Genomic DNA, 19,779 nt, shown 5'->3' with positions numbered 1-19,779 from the left:
GTTCATGGGCCGCCGCACCGCGAACTCGAGACCCATCAGCACCAGCACGGCCTCTGCGCGCCGTACCAGGACCCCGGCACCGGCGCCGCCCGCTCCCGCGACACGGTCCTTCCGATCCCCACGCCATCGACGTGACCGAGCCGTCGCCGACGGCCGGCACCCCACACCCCATCGCTGACGCACCACCAGGGAAAGGCCACGCGAACGATGTTTGACGCCGAGTCGGACCGGACGACCGCTGCCGGCATACCCGTCACCGGCGGGCAATCCGGCATCTGGCTCGCTCAGCAGATCGAGCCGGACAGCTCGGCCTACAACGTCTCGTTCGTCCTCGAACTGCGTGGTGACATCGACCTGGACCGCCTGGCCACCGCCGTCCGGCAGACCGTCCGGGAAGCCGAGAGCCTGCACGTACGGATCGTCACCGAGGGCGGCGCACCCCGTCAGACACCCGTCTCCGTCCACGCCGGCGTGCCGGTCGTCGACCTGCGCCAGGAGGACGACGCGCGGGCGGCGGCTCTCCGGTGGGCCGAGACCGACCGTGACCGCCCCTGCGACCTCGGCGCGGACCCCCTGTCCGCCCACGCGCTGATCCGCCTCGCGGACGACCGCGTCTGGTGGTACCAGCGCTACCACCACATCGTCGTCGACGGTGCCACCCTCATGGAGCTCTGCACCCGGGCCGGCGACCTCTACACCCACGGCGCCTCGGCCCCCGCCCCCGACTGGTCGCTGCACCGGCTCGTCGACGCCGACACCGCCTACCGCGCCTCGGAGCAGTACGGGCGGGACCGCGCGTACTGGCTGGAGCGGATGGCCGGCCGGCCCGAGCCCGTACGGCTCGTCGAGCGGTCCCGGGCGCTGACGAAGCGACGGCTGCGCCGCACGACCGAACTGGAAGCCGCCGCCGCAGCCCGCATCCGTGACGCCGCGTCCGCCGCCGGCCTGCGGCCCTCCCGCTTCCTGGTGGCCGCCGTCGCCGCCTACGTGCACCGCACCTCCGGCGAGCGGGACCTCGTCCTCGGCCTGCCCGTCACCACCCGGCAGGACCCCGGGACCGCCCGGATCCCCGGCATGGTCTCCAACATCCTCCCGCTGCGCCTCACCGTCCGCCCGGACACCACCGGCGCCCAACTGCTCGCGCAGACCGGCACGGCCATCGCCGAAACCGTGGCCCACAGCCGCTACCGTGCCGAGGACCTGGCCCGCGAACTGGGGCTGGTCGACGGTGTCCAGGAGCTCGTCGGCCCCACGGTCAACGTCCTGCCCCACCCGCGCGGACTCCGCTTCGGCGCACTCGACTGGGAACTGCTCCCCCTGTGGCTCGGCGCGGTCAGCGACCTCGCGATCACCGTCACCGACTCCCGGGCGGGGCAGAGCCTGCGGATCGTCTTCGACGCGGACGCCGACGTCTGCGACGAGCAGGCACTCGCCGAGCACGAGCGGCGGTTCCTCACGCTGCTCCACGCCCTCGCCGAGGACCCCTCCCGGCCCGTCGGCCACCTCGAACTCACCTCCGGCGACGAGCGCGCCCGGCTTCTCGGCGAGTTCGGCGTCGCGCCCTGCGAGGCCCCCGAGCTGTCCTGGCCCGCCGCATTCGAGCACCAGGTGCGGCGCACCCCGGACGCGGTGGCACTCGTGTGCGAGGACCGGGAACTGACGTACGCCGAACTGAACGCCGCCGCGAACCGTCTCGCCCACCTGCTCGCCGCCCGGGGCGTGGGCGCCGAGGACGTCGTCGCCGTGGCCCTGCCGCGCTCCCCGGAGCTCGTGATCTGCCTGCTGGCCGTGATGAAGGCCGGGGCGGCGTACCTGCCGCTGGACGCCGACCATCCGCAGGACCGGATCGCCTACATGCTCGACGACGCGGACGCCCGCACGCTGGTGACGACGAGCGAGCTGTCCGCCGGCCTCCCGGCCGCCCCGGCCGCCCGGCGCGTCCTGCTCGACGACCCGGCCGTGACCGCCGAGTGCGCCGCCCTCGACCCGGCGGACCCGGCCGTCCCCGTCACGCTGGACCAGGCCGCGTACGTCATCTACACCTCGGGTTCCACCGGCCGCCCCAAGGGCGTGGTGGTCTCGCACGACGGCGTCGGCAGCCTCATCGCCACCGCCACCGACCGCATCGGCATCACCGCGGACAGCCGCGTGGTGCAGTTCGCCTCCGTCGGTTTCGACGTGACGGTCTGGGACCTGATCATGTCGCTGTGCGTGGGCGGACGGATCATCGTCGTCCCCACCGAGCGGCGGGTCGCCGGGCCGGCCCTCACCGACTACATCGCGCGCCACCGCGCCACCCACATGATCCTGCCCCCGTCGCTGGTCTCGGCCCTGCCCCAGGAGTGCGAGCTGCCCTACGGCGCCGTGCTGATCGTCGGCACCGAGGCGGTGCCCAGCGAGCTGATCGCCCGCTGGGCCGGCCGGCTCCAGGTCGTGGTCGCGTACGGGCTCACCGAGGCGACGGTCAACTCCACCCTGTGGATCGCGGACGCCGACCGGCCCGGCCCCGCGCCCATCGGCCGCCCCGACCCCAACACCCGTGCCTACGTGCTCGACTCCGCCCTCCGCCCCGTCCCGGTCGGCGCCGAGGGAGAGCTGTACGTGGGAGGACGCGGCCTGGCCCGCGGCTACCTCGGCCGGGCGGCGCTCACCTCGGAGCGCTTCGTCGCCGACCCGTTCGCCGGGCCGGGCGCGCGTATGTACCGGACCGGTGACCGGGTGCGCTGGAGCGCCGACGGCAATCTGGAGTTCCTCGGCCGCGCGGACGGGCAGATCAAGATCCGCGGCCACCGCATCGAGCCCGGCGAGATCGAGAGCGCCTTCATGGCCTGCCCCGGCATCGCCCAGGCCGCGGTCCTGGTCCGCGAGGACCACCGGGCCGTCAAGCGGCTCGTCGCCTACCTCGTCGCTGAGAGCGGCACCGTCACGGACGCCGAGAGCGCCGTGTCCGAGGCGCGCGCCCGGATCGCCGAGACGCTGCCGGACCACATGGTCCCGTCCGCCCTCGTCCGCCTCGACGGCCCGCTGCCGCTGACGCCCAACGGCAAGCTCGACAGCCGGGCCCTGCCCGCACCCCAGTGGACCGCGATGGCCGGCGACGACGCACCGACCACACCGGCCGAGACGGCCCTCGCCGGACTCTTCGCCGACCTGCTGGGGCTGCCGTCGGTGGGCGTCCACGACAGCTTCTTCGAGCTGGGCGGCGACAGCATCGTCGCGATCCAGCTCGTCAACCGCGCCCGCGAGGCCGGGTACGCCCTCACCCCGCGCGACGTGTTCCGCCACCGCACGGTCGCGGCGCTCGCCCGTCTCACGGGGGACGCACCGGACGCCCCCCGCAGCGAGAGCGGCGCTCCGCCCGCTCCGTTCTCCCTCGTCACGCTGACCGGCGCGGAGCGCGCCGAGTGCGCCGCCGCCGTCCCTGGCCTCATGGACGCCGTGCCCGCCACCCCCCTCCAGGAGGGCTTCTACTTCCACGCCGCCGTCGACGCGTCGGGCGCCGACGCCTACGCCGTACAGGACGTCGTCGAACTGGCCGGGGACGTCGACCCCGAGGCGCTGCGGACAGCCGTCCAGGGGCTCCTGGACCGGCACCCGCTGCTGCGCGCCGCCTTCCACCAGCTCCCCGACGGCAGGATCGTGCAGCTCATCGGTGAGCGTGCCGCCCTGCCCTGGCGGTTCGCCGACCTGTCCGGCCAGGGCCCCGAGGACCGGGCGGCGGCGGCCGACGCGATCGCCGCCGAGGAACGGGCGGAACGATTCGACCTGGCCGTTCCGCCGCTGATGCGGGCCGCGCTGATCCGCCACGGCGCCGAACGGTCGCAGCTCGTGCTGACGCTCCACCACATCGTGATGGACGGCTGGTCGGTCTCGCTCGTCATGCGGCAACTGCTGGACGGCTACCGCCCCGGCACCGCGCCCGCGACGGCCGAGGACGACCCGGCGTACCGGGCCTACGCCGCCTGGCTCGCGTCCCGGGACACCGACCGCGCCCTGGACGCCTGGCGCGAGTCCCTCGCCGGCTTCGACGGCCCGGCCCGGCTCCCCGTACGCGAGGCCGCCCCCGGCGCGGCCCGGACCGGCACCGTCACCGTGGACCTGCCGGCCGAGGCGACCGCGGCGCTCACCGCGCGCGCCCGCACGCTGGGGCTCACCCTCGGCAGCGTCGTCCAGGGCTGCTTCGGACTCCTGCTCGGAGACCTCACCGGCACGCGCGACGTGGTGTTCGGCAGCACCGTCTCGGGCCGGCAGGCCGGCGTCGAAGGCGTCGAGACCCTGGTCGGGCTCCTCATCAACACGCTCCCCGCCCGCCTGAAGTGGCAGCCCGAGGAGTCGTTCGCCGATGTCCTCGCGCGCTTCCAGGACGAGCAGGCCGACCTGCTCGACCACCAGCACGCCGGACTCGCCGCCATCCAGCGGGCCGTCGGACGCGGCGAACTGTTCGAAGCACTGGTGGTCGTGGAGAACCTCCCCGACGCGGGCGAACCGACCGACCCGGCGGGCCTGGTGCGGATCACCGGCTCGCACATCCGCGACGCCGTCCACTACCCGCTGGCCCTGACCGTCCTGCCCGGCGAGGGGCTCACCCTGCGCCTGGACCACGATCCGGCCAGGCTCGACGGCGCGGCGGCCCGCCGCTTCGCCGGCCGGCTGCGGCTCCTGCTCGACCAGGTGGTCACCGACCCGCTGCGCCCGGTCGCCCGGCTCGCCCTGACCGCGCCCGGCGAGGAGCGCGACATCCTCGGCCTGCTGGCCGGCGCCGACCGGGAGCTGCCCGGGGACACGGTCCACGCGGCCTTCGCCCGGCAGGCCCGCCGCACCCCGGACGCCGTCGCGCTGGCGGACGAGGAGGGACCGACCACGTACGCCGAACTCGACGCGCGCGCCGACGCCCTGGCCGGCCGGCTGCTCGCGCACGGGGTGAGGCCCGAGTCCGTCGTCGCCGTCGCCGTGCCCCGCTCCGCGGACACCGTCGTGGCCCTGCTCGGCGTCCTCAAGGCGGGCGCCGCCTACCTCCCGGTGGACGTCGACTACCCGGCGGACCGGGTGCGCCACCTGCTCGAGGACTCCGGGGCGCGGACCGTCGTCGTCACCGCCGCGTCCCGGACCCGGCTGCCCTCGCTCGACGGCGTGACCCACCTGGTCGTCGGCGAGGAGACCGGTGCCGCCGCCCCGGCCGGCGCGCCCGCCCATCCGGACGGCGCCGCGTACGTGATCTACACCTCCGGCTCCACGGGCCGCCCCAAGGGCGTCGTCGTCCCGCACCGGGCGGTCCTCGGCCAGCTCCTGTGGACCGCCGAGCGGTTCGGATACGGCCCGGGGGAGCGGGTGCTGCACCAGTACTCGACCAGCTTCGACCCCTCCGTACTCGAGATCTTCGCGCCGCTGGTCGCGGGCGGCACCGTGGTGATCGCCCGCCCGGACGGGCACCGGGACCCGGCGTACCTGATCGACCTGATCCGCCGCGAGCGGGTCACCGGCGTCGACCTGGTGCCCTCCCTCTACGGGGCGCTCCTCGCGGAGGACGGCGAGGGGGAGTGGTGGGCCGGCCTCCGCCGCGCCTTCAGCGGCGGAGAGGCGCTGCCCGTCCCGCTGGCGCGGCGCTGGCACGAACGCACCGGGGTACCGCTGTTCAACGTGTACGGCCCCACCGAGGCCACCATCCAGGTCACGAGCTGGGAAGCGGGCGCCGCCCCCGGGAACGGCGGCACGGTGCCCATCGGGCAGCCGGTGTGGAACACCAGGCTGTACGTGCTCGACGCCTGCCTGCGCCCTGTGGCGGCGGGCGAGCCGGGCGAGCTCTACATCGCGGGCGGACAGCTCGCCCGCGGCTATCACGGACGCGCCGCGCTGACCGCGGAGCGCTTCGTCGCCGATCCCTTCGGCGGCCCGGGGACGCGGATGTACCGCACCGGGGACATGGTTCAGTTCAGTGGAGACGGTGTGCTCACCTACCTCGGGCGCACCGACCACCAGGTCAAGATCAGGGGTAACCGGGTGGAGCTCGGGGAAATCGAGGCCCGGCTGCGGGACCAGCCGGCCGTCGGCGACGCGGTCGTCGTGGCACGCGACGACGAGCGCGGAGCCAAGCAGCTCGTGGCCTACGTGGTGCCGGCCGCCGGGGCGGGGGACCTGGACACCGAGGCCGTGCGCGAGGCCCTGAGCGGCTCGCTGCCCGCGCCGCTGGTGCCCAGCCACATCGTCCGGCTCGCCGAACTGCCGCGCACCCCGGGCGGGAAGACCGACCTCAAGGCCCTGCCCGCCCCCGAGGTCCGCCGGCGCGCGGGCCGCGACTCCCGGGAAGGCGACGAGCAGCGGCTCTGCGCGATCTTCGCGGAGGTGCTGGGCATCGACGGGGTCGATGCGGACGAGGACTTCTTCGTCCTGGGCGGGGACAGCATCCTGTCCATGTCGGTCTCCAGCCGCGCCCGCAAGGCGGGCCTCCAGGTGACCCCGCGGGACGTGTTCGAGCACCGGACCCCGGCCGCCCTCGCGGCCGCGCTCACCACGTCCGCGCACGCGGCACCGGCGGTGACCGCGGACCCCGAGGGCGTGGGCGACGTACCGCTCCTGCCCATCGTCCACCAACTGCGCGAGGACGGCGGCACCATCGGCCGCTTCAACCTCTCCATGCTGCTCCAGGCACCCGTCGGCGCCGACGGCGACAAGCTGACACGGGTTCTCCAGACGGTCCTCGACCACCATGACGGGCTGCGGCTCGTCCTCACCCGCATGGACCTCGGCCCGGCCATCCCCGCCCTGTGGTCCGCCCGGACCACGGCACCGGGCTCCCTTGACGCCGCCGCGCTGCTGCGCCGCGTCGACGTACGCGACCTCGACGCCACGGCGCTGCGCGCGGCGATCGCCGAGGAGTCCGACGCCGCGGCGGGCCGCCTCGACCCGGACGCCGGCGCGACGGTGCAGGCCGTGTGGTTCGACGCGGGCCCGCAGCGGCCCGGCCGTCTGCTCCTGGTGGTCCACCACCTCGTCATCGACGGAGTGTCCTGGCGGGTGCTCCTGGGCGACCTCGCCGCCGCGTGGGACGCCGTCGAACACGGGCGGGCCCCGGCCCTGGAGCCGGTCCCCACCTCACTGCGGCGGTTCGCCCGCGACGTGGCGGAGCAGGCCACCTCCCCGCAGCGGCAGGCCGAACTCCCCTACTGGGCCAAGGTTCTGGCGCCCGGCGCCGACCTGCTGCCCGGGGCCACCCGCACCGGCACGGCCGGCGCGGCGCGCGAGCACGTCGTCACCCTGCCCGCCGAGGAGACCCGCGCCCTGCTGACCGCCGTACCGGCCGCGGCCGGCGCCGACGTCACCGAGGTGCTGCTCGCCGCGCTGCGGCTGGCCGTCACCCGCTGGCGCTCCGCACACGACGGCACCCCGCCGGCCGACGGCGACCTGCTGATCGACCTGGAGCGCCACGGCCGCGACGGCACCGGCGCCGACCTGTCCCGCACCGTGGGCTGGTTCACCAGCCTCCACCCGGTCCGCCTGCCCGCCGCCGCCGACCCGCTCGACACGCTCAAGCAGGTCAAGGAGACCGTGCGCTCCGCCCCCGACTCGGGCGCCGGATACGGCATGCTGCGCTACCTCAACCCGCAGCTCGCCCCGGTCTTCGCCCAGTTGTCCACCGCCCAGGTGCTGTTCAACTACTTCGGCCGGCTTCCCGCCGAGCAGACCCGTGACTGGGCTCCCGCCGTCGAGTCCGACGCGCTCGCCGTCGAACCCGACGCCGACCTCGCCCTGCCCTACCCGCTCCAGGTCAACGCCGTCTGCGCGGACACCCCCGCCGGCCCCGAGCTGCGCGCCACCTGGACCTGGCCGGACGGCGACGCCCTCACCGAGGACGACGTCCACGCCCTCGGCCGTGCCTGGGCCGACGCCCTGCGGGAGCTCGTCGCCCGCACCGCCGCCCCCGGCCTCCGCCCGTCCCTCACCCCCTCGGACGTACCGCTGGTCGCCCTCACCCAGGCCGACATCGACCTGGTCGAGCGGGCCGCCCCGGCGCCGGTGGCCGACATCTGGCCGCTGTCGCCGCTCCAGCAGGGCATCCACTTCCACGCCAGCTACGACACGGCGGGGCTGGACGTCTACACGGCGCAGGACACCTTCGACTTCGACCGCAGGCTCGACGCCGACCGGCTCCGCGCGGCCTGCGCGACCCTGCTGCGCCGCCACCCCAGCCTGTGCGCCGGCATCACCGGCGACGGCCTGCCCGAACCGGTCCAGTTCGTGTGCCCGGCCGACGAACTGCCCGCACCGGTGACCGAGATCGACCTGACCGGACTGACCGGGACCGAGCGCCGGGCCCGGCTCGCCGAGATATCCGACGCCGACCGGCGGCAGCGGTTCGACCTGACCGCGCCCCCGCTGTTCCGGCTCACCCTGATACGGCTCACCGAGACGACCGACCGGCTGATGCTCAGCCACCACCTGGTCGCATGGGACGGCTGGTCGCAGTCCCTCTTCCTCGGCGAGCTCCTGGAGCTCTACGCGGCTGCCGGGGACGACAGCGCCCTCGAGAAGCCGGGGACCTACCGGGACTACCTGACCTGGCTCGCCGGGCAGGACTTCGACACGGCCCGCGCCACCTGGCGCGGCGCCCTCGCCGGACTCGAGGAGCCGACCCTCGTCGCCCGGGAACGCGGCGACGAGCCGACGATCCCCCGCCGACGCACCCTCGCCCTGGGGCGCGCCCTCAGCGACCGGCTGCGCGACACCGCCCGCGAGCACGGACTGACCATCAACGCGGTGCTGTCCGCCGCGTGGGCGCTCGTGCTGTCCTCCGCCGTGGGCCGCGACGACGTCGTCTTCGGCGCCACCGTCGCCGGACGCCCCGCGGACGTACCGGGCGTCGACACGACCATCGGCATGTTCCTCAACACCGTGCCCCAGCGGATCACCCTGGACCCCGCCGAGCCGGTCGGGGACCTGCTGCGCCGCGTCCAGAGCGAGCGCGTGGCCCTGATGGACCACGAGTACCTGGGCCTCGCCGAACTCCAGCGCGCCGGCGGCCACCCCACCCTCTTCGACACCCTGTACGTCCTGCAGAACTTCGCCGACGAAGGGGCCTTCCGGGAGCTCACCGAGCGCCACGGCATCGCCGGGGTGGGCAGCGTCGACGCCACCCACTACCCGATGACCCTCATCGTCAACCCGGCCGAAACGGTCCAGGTCAAGCTGGAGTACCGCCCCGACCTCGTGAACGACGAGCAGGCCGGCGCCACGCTGGACCGCTTCGGTGCCCTCGTCGAACGGCTCATCGGCGACCTGACCGCCCGTGTCGGCGCCCTGGACCTGCTGCTGCCCGGGGAGCGGGACTCCCTGGCCGCCGCATGGGCTGGCAGCCGGGAGCCGGTGCCGAACGAGACGGTCGCCGACATGCTGGCCGCCCAGGTCGCCCGTACCCCTGACGCGGTCGCGCTGGTCTTCGGCGAACGCTCGCTGACGTACGCGGAGCTCGACGCCCGCATCAACCGGATCGCCCGCCTGCTGCTCGCCCGGGGCGCGGGGCCGGAGAAGGTCGTGGCGCTCGCGCTGCCGCGCTCCATCGACATGGTGGCCGCGCTGTTCGCCGTCCTGCGCACCGGCGCCGCCTACCTGCCGCTGGACCTCGACCACCCGGCCGACCGGCTGCGGCTGATGGTCGAGGACACCGGACCGCTGTGCCTGCTGTCCACGACCGCCGTGGCCCCGACCCTGCGCGGGGACACCGGCCCCGCCGCCCCCGAACTCCTCCTGGACGCACCGGACGTGGCCGCCGAGCTGGCGGGCCTCGCGGCCGGTGAGATCTCCGACGCGGAGCGGCCTGCGTTCGCCCACGACGTGGCGGACCGTCTGGAGTTCCCGGCGTACGTCATCTACACCTCCGGCTCCACCGGCCGGCCCAAGGGCGTCGTCACCCCCCACCGGGGCCTGACGAACATGCAGCTCAACCACCAGCGGGAGGTGTTCGACCCGGCGATCGCCTCGGCCGGCGGACGGCGGCTGCGCATCGCGCACACGGTGTCCTTCGCCTTCGACATGTCGTGGGAGGAGCTCCTCTGGCTGGTCGAGGGACACGAGGTGCACGTCTGCGACGAGGAACTGCGCCGCGACGCCGAGGCCCTCGTCGCCTACTGCGACCGGCACCGCGTCGACGTGGTCAACGTGACCCCCACGTATGCCCAGCTCCTCATCGAGGAGGGCCTCCTCGACCACGACGAGGCGGCCGGCAGGCACCGGCCCGCGCTCGTCCTGCTCGGCGGCGAGGCCGTGTCCGACACGGTGTGGACGAAGTTGCGCCGCACCGAGGGCACCTACGGCTACAACCTGTACGGTCCCACCGAGTACACGATCAACACCCTCGGCGGCTCCACCGTCGACAGCGCGACCCCCACCGTGGGTCTGCCCATCCGCAACACCCGCGCCTACGTTCTCGACGCGATGCTGCGGCCCGTCCCGCCCGGCAGCCCCGGCGAGCTGTACATCGCCGGCACCGGCCTGGCCCGCGGCTACCACGACCGGCCGGGCCTGACCGCCGAACGTTTCGTCGCCGACCCGTTCGGCCGGCCGGGCGAGCGGATGTACCGCACCGGCGACCTGGTGCGCCAACGGCCCGACGGTCTGCTGGACTTCCTCGGCCGCACCGACGACCAGGTCAAGATCCGTGGGTACCGGATCGAACTCGGCGAGATCGCCGCCGCCCTGTCGGCGCACCCCGAGGTCGCGCACGCCACCGTGGTCGTCAACGAGGCCACCGGCACCAAGCGGCTGGTCGGCTACGTCGTGCCGGAGCCCGGCACCGAGCCGGGCGAGTCCCTCCTCCAGCGGCTGCGCGACCACCTCAAGGCCGGGCTGCCGGACTACATGGTCCCTTCGGCGCTGGTCACCGTTGACACGCTGCCGCTGACGGTCAACGGCAAGCTGGACGTCAGGGCGCTGCCCGCCCCGGAGTTCGGCGGCACCGGGCCCAGCCGCGCCCCCCGCACTCCGCGGGAGGAGACGCTGTGCGCCCTGTTCGCCGAGGTGCTGGGGCTGCCGGAGGGCAGCGTCGGCATCGACAGCGACTTCTTCGAGCTGGGCGGCCACTCGCTGCTGGCCACCCGCCTCATCGGCCGGGCCCGCACGGCGCTCGGCACCGAACTCGCGATCCGCGACCTCTTCGAGGCGCCCACCGTGGCGGAGCTGGTGGAGCGCGCGGGCCGTCCGGCCGGTGCCGCCAGGGCGGCCCTGACGGCCGGCGAACGCCCCGCCGAGCTGCCGCTCTCCCACGCCCAGCAGCGGCTGTGGGTGATCCAGCAGATCGAGTGCACCTCGGCCGCGTACAACTTCCCCCTGGTGATGCGCCTGCGCGGCGCCCTCGACCCGGAGGCATGGAGCGCCGCGCTCGCCGATGTGACGGCCCGTCACGAGGCCCTGCGCACGGTCTTCGGCGAGCGCGACGGCCAGGCGTTCCAGCGGGTCCTGCCCGCCGAGGAGGCCCGGCCGGCCGTCGAGCACGTCCGGGCCCCGCAGGACGAGGTGCCCGGCCTGGTCGACGCGGCGATCAACCGGCCGTTCGACCTGGCCGCCGAGCTTCCGCTGCGCGCCACGGTCATCGAGGTGGCGCCGGACGACCACGTGGTCGTGATCCTCCTGCACCACATCACCACCGACGAGTGGTCGGACCGCCCGTTCCTGCGGGACCTGGCCGCCGCCTATGAGGCCCGGATCGCCGGAGCGGCCCCCGACTGGGAGCCGCTGCCCGTCCAGTACGCCGACTACGCCCTGTGGCAGCAGAAGCTGCTCGGTGACCCCGCCGACCCCGGCAGCCTGGCCGCCCGGCAGCTCGCGTACTGGCAGTCGGCCCTGGACGGGGCTCCCGAGGAACTGGAACTGCCGGCCGACCGGCCCCGCCCCGCGCGGCCGGCCTTCACCGGCGCCGAGCTGGACATCGCCTTCGACGCCGACGTCCACGACGGGCTCAAGCGGCTCGCCCGCGAGACCGGCGCCAGCATGTTCATGGTCGTGCACGCGGCTGTGGCCGCCCTGTTGCACCGCATGGGCGCCGGTACGGACATCCCGCTCGGCTCGCCCATCGCGGGGCGCGGTGACGAGGCGCTCGACGACCTGGTCGGCTTCTTCGTCAACACCCTCGTCCTCCGCACGGACCTCAGCGGCGACCCCAGCTTCACCGAGCTGCTGGCCCGGGTCAGGGAGACCGACCTGGCGGCCTTCTCCCACGCCGACGTGCCGTTCGAGTCGGTCGTGGAGAAGCTCAACCCGACCCGCTCGCTGTCCCGGAACCCGCTGTTCCAGGTGATGGTCGGCCACCACACCCGCACCGGCGCGGAGCTGGAACTGGCCGGGCTCCGGGTGGAGCACGTGCCGTTCCGCATCCGCTCGGCCAAGTTCGACCTGGTGTTCAGCTTCACGGAGCGGACGGACGCCGACGGCGACGCCGCATCCCTGGTCTGCCGACTGGAGTACGCCACCGAGCTGTTCGACCACCGGACCGCCGAGCGGCTGGGCGACCGGCTGCGCGCCCTGGTCGCGGCCCTGGCCGCCGCCCCGCACCAGCCCCTCTCGCGGGCGGAGATCCTCGCCCCCGACGAGCGCCACCTGGTCCTGGAGGGCTTCAACGGCCTGCCGCGCCAGGTCGACGAGGAGACCCTGCCCGCCCTTTTCGCGCGGCGGCTCGCCGAGCGGCCCGACGCGGTCGCCGTCGTCGAGCGCTCCCGCTCCGTGACGTACGCGCAGCTCGACGCCCGTGCCAACGCCGTCGCCCGGCTGCTGGCCGCCCGCGGTGTGGGCCCGGAGAGCGTGGTCGGCGTGGCCGTGCCCCGCTCCATCGACATGGTGGCCACGGTCCTCGCGGCGCTCAAGCTGGGCGCGGCGTTCCTGCCGCTCGACCTGGCCCACCCGGCCGACCGGCTCGCCTACATGATCGAGGACTCGGCCACGGCACTCGTGGTCGGCACCGAGCCGGTGGCGGGCAAGCTGCCGGAGGTCGCGGGCGTACCCGTGGTGCTGCTGGACGCGCCCTCCGTGGCCGCCGAGCTGGACGGTCTGCCGCAGACCCCCCTCCCGGGCGGGCCCGCCGGCCTGGACCAGGCCGCGTACGTGATCTACACCTCCGGCTCGACCGGCCGTCCCAAGGGCGTCGTCGTCCCCCACGAGGGCATCGCCAGCCTGGTGGCCACCGCCGTCGACCGGATGGGCCTGGAGGCCGACAGCAGGGTGCTGCAGTTCGCCTCGATCGGCTTCGACGTCTTCGTCTTCGAGCTGTCGATGGCCCTGTGCCACGGCGGGCGCCTCGTCCTCATCACCGACGAGGCCAGGGTCGCGGGCCCCGCCCTCACCGACTTCCTCGCCGACCAGCGGATCACCCACATGATCCTCCCGCCGTCGCTGGTGTCGGCGCTGCCGCCGGGCTGCGAACTGCCCGAGGGATCGACCGTCCTCGTCGGTACGGAGACGGTGCCGCCGGACCTGTTCGAGCGCTTCGGCGCCACGGCGAACCTGATCTGCGCGTACGGACTCACCGAGGCGACGGTCAACTCCACGCTGTGGCCCGCCCGCGAGCACGGCGGCCGGCCCTCCGGCCGGGTCCCCATCGGCCGGCCCGACCCCAACACCCGCTGCTACGTGCTCGACGACCACCTGCGGCCGGTCCCGCCCGGCGTCGTGGGCGAGCTGTACGTCTCCGGACGCGGCCTGGCCCGCGGCTACCTCGGCAGGGCGGGACTGACCTCGGAGCGGTTCGTCGCCGACCCGTTCGGCCCGGCCGGCGCCCGCATGTACCGCACGGGCGACCGCGCCCGCTGGCGGGCCGACGGCAACCTCGACTTCCTCGGCCGCGTCGACACCCAGGTGAAGGTGCGCGGTTTCCGGATCGAGCTGGGGGAGATCGAGGCGGCGCTCGCCTCGCACCCGGCGGTCGCGCAGTCGGCCGTACTGCCGGACCGGGACGGCGACATCGTGCGCCTGATCGGCTACGCGGTACCGGAAGCGGACGGCCTGGACCCGCAGGAACTGCGGGCCCACGTGGCCGGACTGCTGCCGGAGTACATGGTTCCGGCGCTCGTGGTGGCGCTGGACGGCCCCCTGCCGCTCACGCCCAACGGCAAGCTGGACCGCAAGGCCCTGCCCGCCCCCGACTGGTCGGCGATGACCGGCGACGCCCGGCCGGCCACCGAGACGCAGGCCCGCCTCGCGGAGCTGTTCTGCGAGATCCTCAAGCTCGACGAGGTCGGCGTCCACGACAACTTCTTCGCCCTGGGCGGTCACTCGATGGCCTCGATGCGGCTCCTCGGCCGCATCCGCGCCGAGTTCGGTGTGGAGCTGAGCATCAGGGACGTGTTCGACGCGCTGACGGTGGCCGGCCTGGCGGGCAAGCTGGAGGGCGCCGCGGCGGCCCGTCCGGCCCTGCGCCCCGGCGTGGACGGGGACGACGCCCCGCTCACCGCCGCTCCCGTCCAGCGCTGGCAGTGGGAGTCGCACCGGCGCAGCCCCGGCTTCGACCACGCCCTGGTGCTGCGTGCCCCCGGCGGTCTGGACTCCGGCGCGCTCGCGGCGGCCCTCGCCGACGTGGTCGCGCGCCACGAGCCGCTGCGCACCGCGTTCGCCGAGGACGGCGGCACCCTGCTCCGGCGGCCCGCCCCGGCTCCGGCGCTGGTGTCCGAGCCGTGCGCGGACCTGGACGCCCGGCTCGCGGAACTCGCCGCGGGAACACCGGAACCGGAGCGCGAGGCCCCGCTGCGCGCCCACCTGCTGACGGACCCGCAGGGCCGGCAGGCGGTCCTGCTGACCATGCACTACCTCGCGGTGGACGAGTGGTCCGTGGTCCCGCTCTTCCGCGACCTGACCCGGGCCTACGCGAGCCGGGCCGACGGCCGGGCGCCCGAGTGGCAGCCGCTGCCGGTGACGTACGCGGACTACACGCGCTGGGCCCACCAGGTGCTCGGCGACCTGGCCGACCCCGACAGCCGGGGCGGTCGCCAGCTCGCCTACTGGCGGCGGACGCTGGCGGACGTCCCCGAGCGGCTGGCGCTCCCGACGGACGGGCCGCGCCCGGACGCCCGGGGCGGCGACCACGTGGGCTTCGTCCTGGACGAGGCACTGCACGCGGCCGTGGACGAACTGGCACGGACGACCGGCACCAGCATGTTCATGGTGCTGCACTCCGCGCTGGCGGCCCTGCTCACCGCCCACGGCGCCGGCACCGACCTGCCCATCGGTACGATGGTCGCCGGTCGTGGTGACGACCAGCTCGCCGACCTCGTCGGCTGCTTCCTCAACACGGTCGTGCTGCGTACGGACACTTCGGGTGACCCGTCCTTCGCGGAGCTGCTCACCCGGGTACGGGAGACCACGCTCAGCGCACTCGACCGGCAGGACGTGCCGTTCGACGCGGTCGTCCGGGAGACCGGACTGCCGCCGGAGGGACCGCAGGTCATGGTGATCCACCACGAACAGGCGGACCTCGACCGCCTGGAGGGCGGCATGGGCTCCTTCCACGCCGTCCCCACCGGCACCGCCCGCACCGAGCTGACCCTCAGCTTCTACGAGCCCCAGGGCGACGGCCCGGTGCACTGCGAGCTCATCCACGCCAACAGCCTGCTCGGCCGGGCGAAGGCCCGGCGGCTCGCCGAAGAACTTCAGACCCTGCTGCGCGCCGCCGCGGCCGACCCCGAGCAGCCCCTTTCGGAGCTGTTCACCGTACAGTCCACGAGGAGTGACGACGCATGAGCACCAACCCGTTCGAGGACCCGCAGGGCCGCTTCCTGGTCCTCGTGAACGACGAGAACCAGCATTCGCTGTGGCCGTCCTTCGCCGAGGTGCCCGCCGGCTGGCGGACCGCCTTCGGCGAGGACACCCGCGAGGCCTGCCTCGCGTACGTGGAGACGCACTGGACCGACCTGCGTCCCGCGAGCCTGGCGGCCCGGCAGGGCTGACGCGGGCCCACCGCACGCACCGCACCGCCGCCCGCGGAGAGACGGACTCTCCGCGGGCGGCGGTGTCTTTCCTCGTGCCACGGGGCCGCGGCCCGGCCATGGCGGTGCCGCCGGCCGGGCACGACGAACGGCGCCGGTGGGCACAGGGGTGCCGCACCGGCGCCGGGCGGCCAAGGGCCGCGGCGGGAGGCGTCCGCGCTACGCGGAGTCCTCCACGGCCGCGCGCGGGGCCGGGACGGTCGCGGGCGCGGGGCGGCTGTCGGACCAGGCCGCCCAGAGGGAGGCATAGCGGCCGCCGGCCGCCACGAGTTCGTCGTGCGTGCCGGTCTCCACCACCCGGCCCTGATCCATGACCACCACCCGGTCCGCCGAGGCGGCCTGGGGAAGGCGGTGGGCCACCATCAGGCCCGTACGCCCCTCCAGTGCGCGCAGCGCGGCCCGCTCCAGGACCCGGGCACCGGCGCTGCCGGCGTCGGCGGTCGCCTCGTCGAGGATGGCGATCGGCGGGTCCGCGAGGACCAGACGGGCCAGGGCCAGGTGCTGGGTCTGGGTGACCGTCAGCCGGTGGCCGCCCTCGCCCACCACGGTGGCCAGTCCCTCCGGGAGGCCCTCGACCCAGTCCAGCGCCTCCACCCGGGCCAGGGCCGCGCGCAGCTCCTCGTCCGTGGCCCCCGGCCGGGCCAGCCGCAGGTCCTCGGCCAGCGGACCGGCGAACACGTGGACCTCCTGGCTGATGAGGGTGACCGCGCGCCGTACGCCGGCCGGGCCCAGCTCGCGGGCCTCGACACCGCCGAGGACGATCGAGCCGTCCCGCGGTGCGTGGACGCCGGCGACCAGCTTCGCCAGGGTGGTCTTGCCCGCGCCGCTCGCACCCACCAGCGCCACGCGCTCGCCGCTCCGGACCTCCAGGTCGACTCCGTTCAGCACCGGGTGACCGTCCACGTACGCGTGCCTGAGCGCGCGGACCTTCACCGAGCCGTCCGCGGGCGTCGCTCCGCCCGTGTGCTCGGGCTCGGCCGGCAGGTCCGAGACGCCCACGAGACGGGCGAGGCTCGCGCCCGCCGACTGCGCGTCGTCGATGAGGAACAGCGCGGCGTTGATCGGGTTGAAGAGGCTGTGGAAGTACAGGGCCGCCGCCGTCGCCGTACCGATGCTCACCGAGCCGCCCTCCACGAGGAGGAACCCCGTCACCAGAACCGCCGTCAGCCCGACGAACTCCCCGGCGTTGAGCCGCGAGAAGAACCCCGAGACGAGCCGTATGCCCTGCAGCGCCAGGGTCACGGCCTCCTTGGAGCGCTCCTCCAGGGCCTGTTGGTGGGCCGCCGTCAGCCGGAACGCGCGCACCGTGCGCACGCCGCCGACGCTGTCGAGGAGCTGGTGCTGGAGGGCCCCGCCCGCCACGCGGTGCCGCGCGTACACGGACGCGGCGCGCGGGATGTACCAGCGGACCGTCAGGACGTGCACCGGCACGGCCAGGAGCACGGCGAGCAGGAAACGCCAGTCCAGCACGGCGAGCCCGACCAGGGTGAGGGCGATGGTGAGGAGCGCGGCGGCGAACTCGGGCAGCGCCTGGCGCACCGCCTTGGCGATGATGGTGACGTCCCCCGTCACCCGGGAGGTCAGGTCGCCGGAGCCGGCCCGCTCGACCTTGTCGAGCGGCAGGCGCAGCGCCCGGCCGACGAACCGTTCCCGCAGGTCCGCGAGGACGGTCTCGCCCAGGCGGGCCACGAGGGAGTGCCCGATCGCGGTCGCCACGCCCCGGCCGACGGCGACCGCGAGGAGCAGCGCCGCGGGTACGGTCAGCGCGTCCGGTCCGCGCCGTGCGACGACCAGGTCGACGATGCGGCCGAGCAGCGGGGCGGTGAGCAGGCCGATCCCCGTGCCGGCGACCAGCACGGTCACGGCCAGGCAGGTCAGCAGCCGGTGCCGGCGCAGCATGGCGCGGACGGCGGCGAACGTACGGGCGCCGGTCGCCGTGGGCAGCAGCGCGCGGTCGGCGGCGCGGTCCGCGAGGCCGTCTCCGGCCGCGGTGGTCGGGCTCATCGTGTGTCCTTCGCCGTTGGCGCCGGTGTCGTTCACGGGGCGGGTCGCCTCGGTGTCCGTCATGCGAGCACCACCGAGCGGTAGGCCGCGTGGGTGGCGACCAGGTCGCCGTGGCGCCCCTCGGCGGCCACGGCGCCGTCCTCGAGCAGCACCACCCGGTCGGTCGCGGCGAGCAGGGCGGGGCTCGTGGTGACCAGGATCGTCGTACGTCCCCGGCGGAGGTCCCGCAGGCGGGAGGCGATGCGTGACTCGGTGACCGTGTCGACCGCCGTCGTCGGATCGTGGACGACGAGCACCGGGGGGTCGGCCGCGAGGGCGCGGGCCAGCGCCACCCGCTGGCGCTGGCCGCCGGACAGGGACCGGCCGCGCTCGCTGAGGACGGTCGCCGTGCCCTGGGGGAGGGCCCGGGCGACGTCGTCGGCGGCCGCCGCGGACAGCGCCGGGCCGAGGCCGGGTGCGCCGGCGTCGGTTCCGGCCCGCACGTTGTCCAGGAGGCTGGCCTCGAACAGGTCGGCATCGTGGTGGGCGACGAGGATCGCCCGGCGGGCGCTCTCGGCCGCCAGCTCGGTGGTGGCGGTTCCGTCGAGTTCGACGGCCCCTTCGTCGGGGTCGAGTTCCCGGCCGAGGCAGAGCAGCAGGTCGTGGGCGGTCGCCGGGTCCTTCGCGACGACGCCCACGACCGAACCGGCGGTGATGTCGAGGTCGACGCCGCGCAGGGCGCCGTGGGCGAGCCCGCGCAGCCGGACGTGCCCGGCGAGCGGCCGGGGGAGCGGGGTGTCGCCGGACGTGACGGCGGGCGGTGAGGCGAGCACCTCGGCGATCCGCCCGGCGGACGCGCGGGCCAGGGCGAACTCGCCGTTGACGTAGGTGAGCAGTTGGAAGGGGCCCAGCAGGTACTGGGCGAGCCCCACGGCCGCCACCAGCTCGCCCACGGTGATGTCGCCGCGCATGGCGAGGTGTGCGCCGGCGAGCCCGATGACGGCGATGAAGATACCGGTGAGGGCGAGGATCGCGCCGTCGTGCCAGGCGCGGCTGCGGGCCGCTCGCAGCGCGGCGGCCAGGGAGTCCCGGCTGGTGCGCCGGTAGCGGGAGACAGCGGCGTCCTCGGCCCCGATGCCCTTCAGCACCCGCAGTCCGGCGACCAGGTCGGCGGCGACGCCCGAGGCGTGCGCCGCGCGCTCCTGCTCGACCTCGCTGCGTGCCTCCAGCGGCCCGCTGATCAGGCGGCCGATCCACAGCAGAGGCGGTACGCCGAGCAGGACGAGAAGGCCCAGGGGGACGGAGACGCGGAGCAGCAGGACCGCGCTGACGGCCAGTCCGGCCAGGGCCGAGACCGCATAGGGAACGGCGGCGGCGACCGCGCCGACGCGGGTGGCGTCGTTGGTGGCGACGGCCGTCAGGGCGCCGGGCAGCCGGCCGGCGTCGGCGCCGCCGCGCGGATCGAGGACCCGGGCGCCGAGCCGCAGGCGCAGCGCGTGCGCGGCGTGTTCGCCCGCGCCGTCGGTGATCCGGGCGGCGGTGCGGTAGCACGTGGACAGGACGAGGAACAGGGCGGCCAGGGCGAGCAGCCACCGCACCAGCGAACCGGCCGAGCCCGTGGCCACCGCCTCGTCGATGACCAGTCCGATCACGACGGGGACCAGTGCCTCGCACCCCTGGTGCGCGATGCCCAGGAACGAGGCCGCGATGATGGGACGGCGATGTCTCCTGATCGTCCCCCTGAGGACGCGGGCCCCGGTGGGCCTGTCCTCGGTCGGTCCCCCCACGGCCATGCGGTACCTCCGAAGCCGGTCGATTGATTAGGTAAGGCTAGCTTAAG

General features: G+C 75.0%; 4 protein-coding genes. 2 read left to right on the top strand and 2 right to left on the bottom strand.

What is annotated here, in order from left to right:
• Nucleotides 1–207 precede the first annotated feature (207 nt).
• Complete coding sequence (locus E2B92_RS03635; RefSeq protein ID WP_126883342.1) at nucleotides 208–15,711, top strand: non-ribosomal peptide synthetase; 15,504 nt, start codon at nucleotides 208–210, stop codon at nucleotides 15,709–15,711.
• Nucleotides 15,708–15,917 carry an MbtH family protein gene (locus E2B92_RS03630; protein ID WP_126883341.1) on the top strand — a complete coding sequence of 70 codons (210 nt, stop codon included), beginning with the start codon at nucleotides 15,708–15,710 and terminating at the stop codon, nucleotides 15,915–15,917. The genes E2B92_RS03635 and E2B92_RS03630 overlap by 4 nt, the downstream gene beginning before the upstream one ends.
• A gap of 198 nt (nucleotides 15,918–16,115) precedes the next feature.
• Here the strand turns inward: E2B92_RS03630 and E2B92_RS03625 are convergent, their stop codons facing one another.
• Together E2B92_RS03625 and E2B92_RS03620 are read right to left on the bottom strand one after the other, a co-directional pair.
• Entirely contained in the window at nucleotides 16,116–18,023 is a 1,908-nt protein-coding gene (locus E2B92_RS03625) for an ABC transporter ATP-binding protein (protein WP_200836909.1), read from the bottom strand.
• Nucleotides 18,020–19,732 carry an ABC transporter transmembrane domain-containing protein gene (locus tag E2B92_RS03620; protein WP_126883340.1) on the bottom strand — a complete coding sequence of 571 codons (1,713 nt, stop codon included), beginning with the start codon at nucleotides 19,730–19,732 and terminating at the stop codon, nucleotides 18,020–18,022. Before E2B92_RS03620 ends, E2B92_RS03625 begins: the two co-directional genes overlap by 4 nt.
• Nucleotides 19,733–19,779: the final 47 nt, after the last annotated feature.

The organism is Streptomyces sp. WAC05374, from assembly GCF_004353505.1.
Classification (GTDB): Bacteria; Actinomycetota; Actinomycetes; order Streptomycetales; family Streptomycetaceae; genus Streptomyces.
This window is presented reverse-complemented; position numbering and strand designations above follow the sequence as displayed.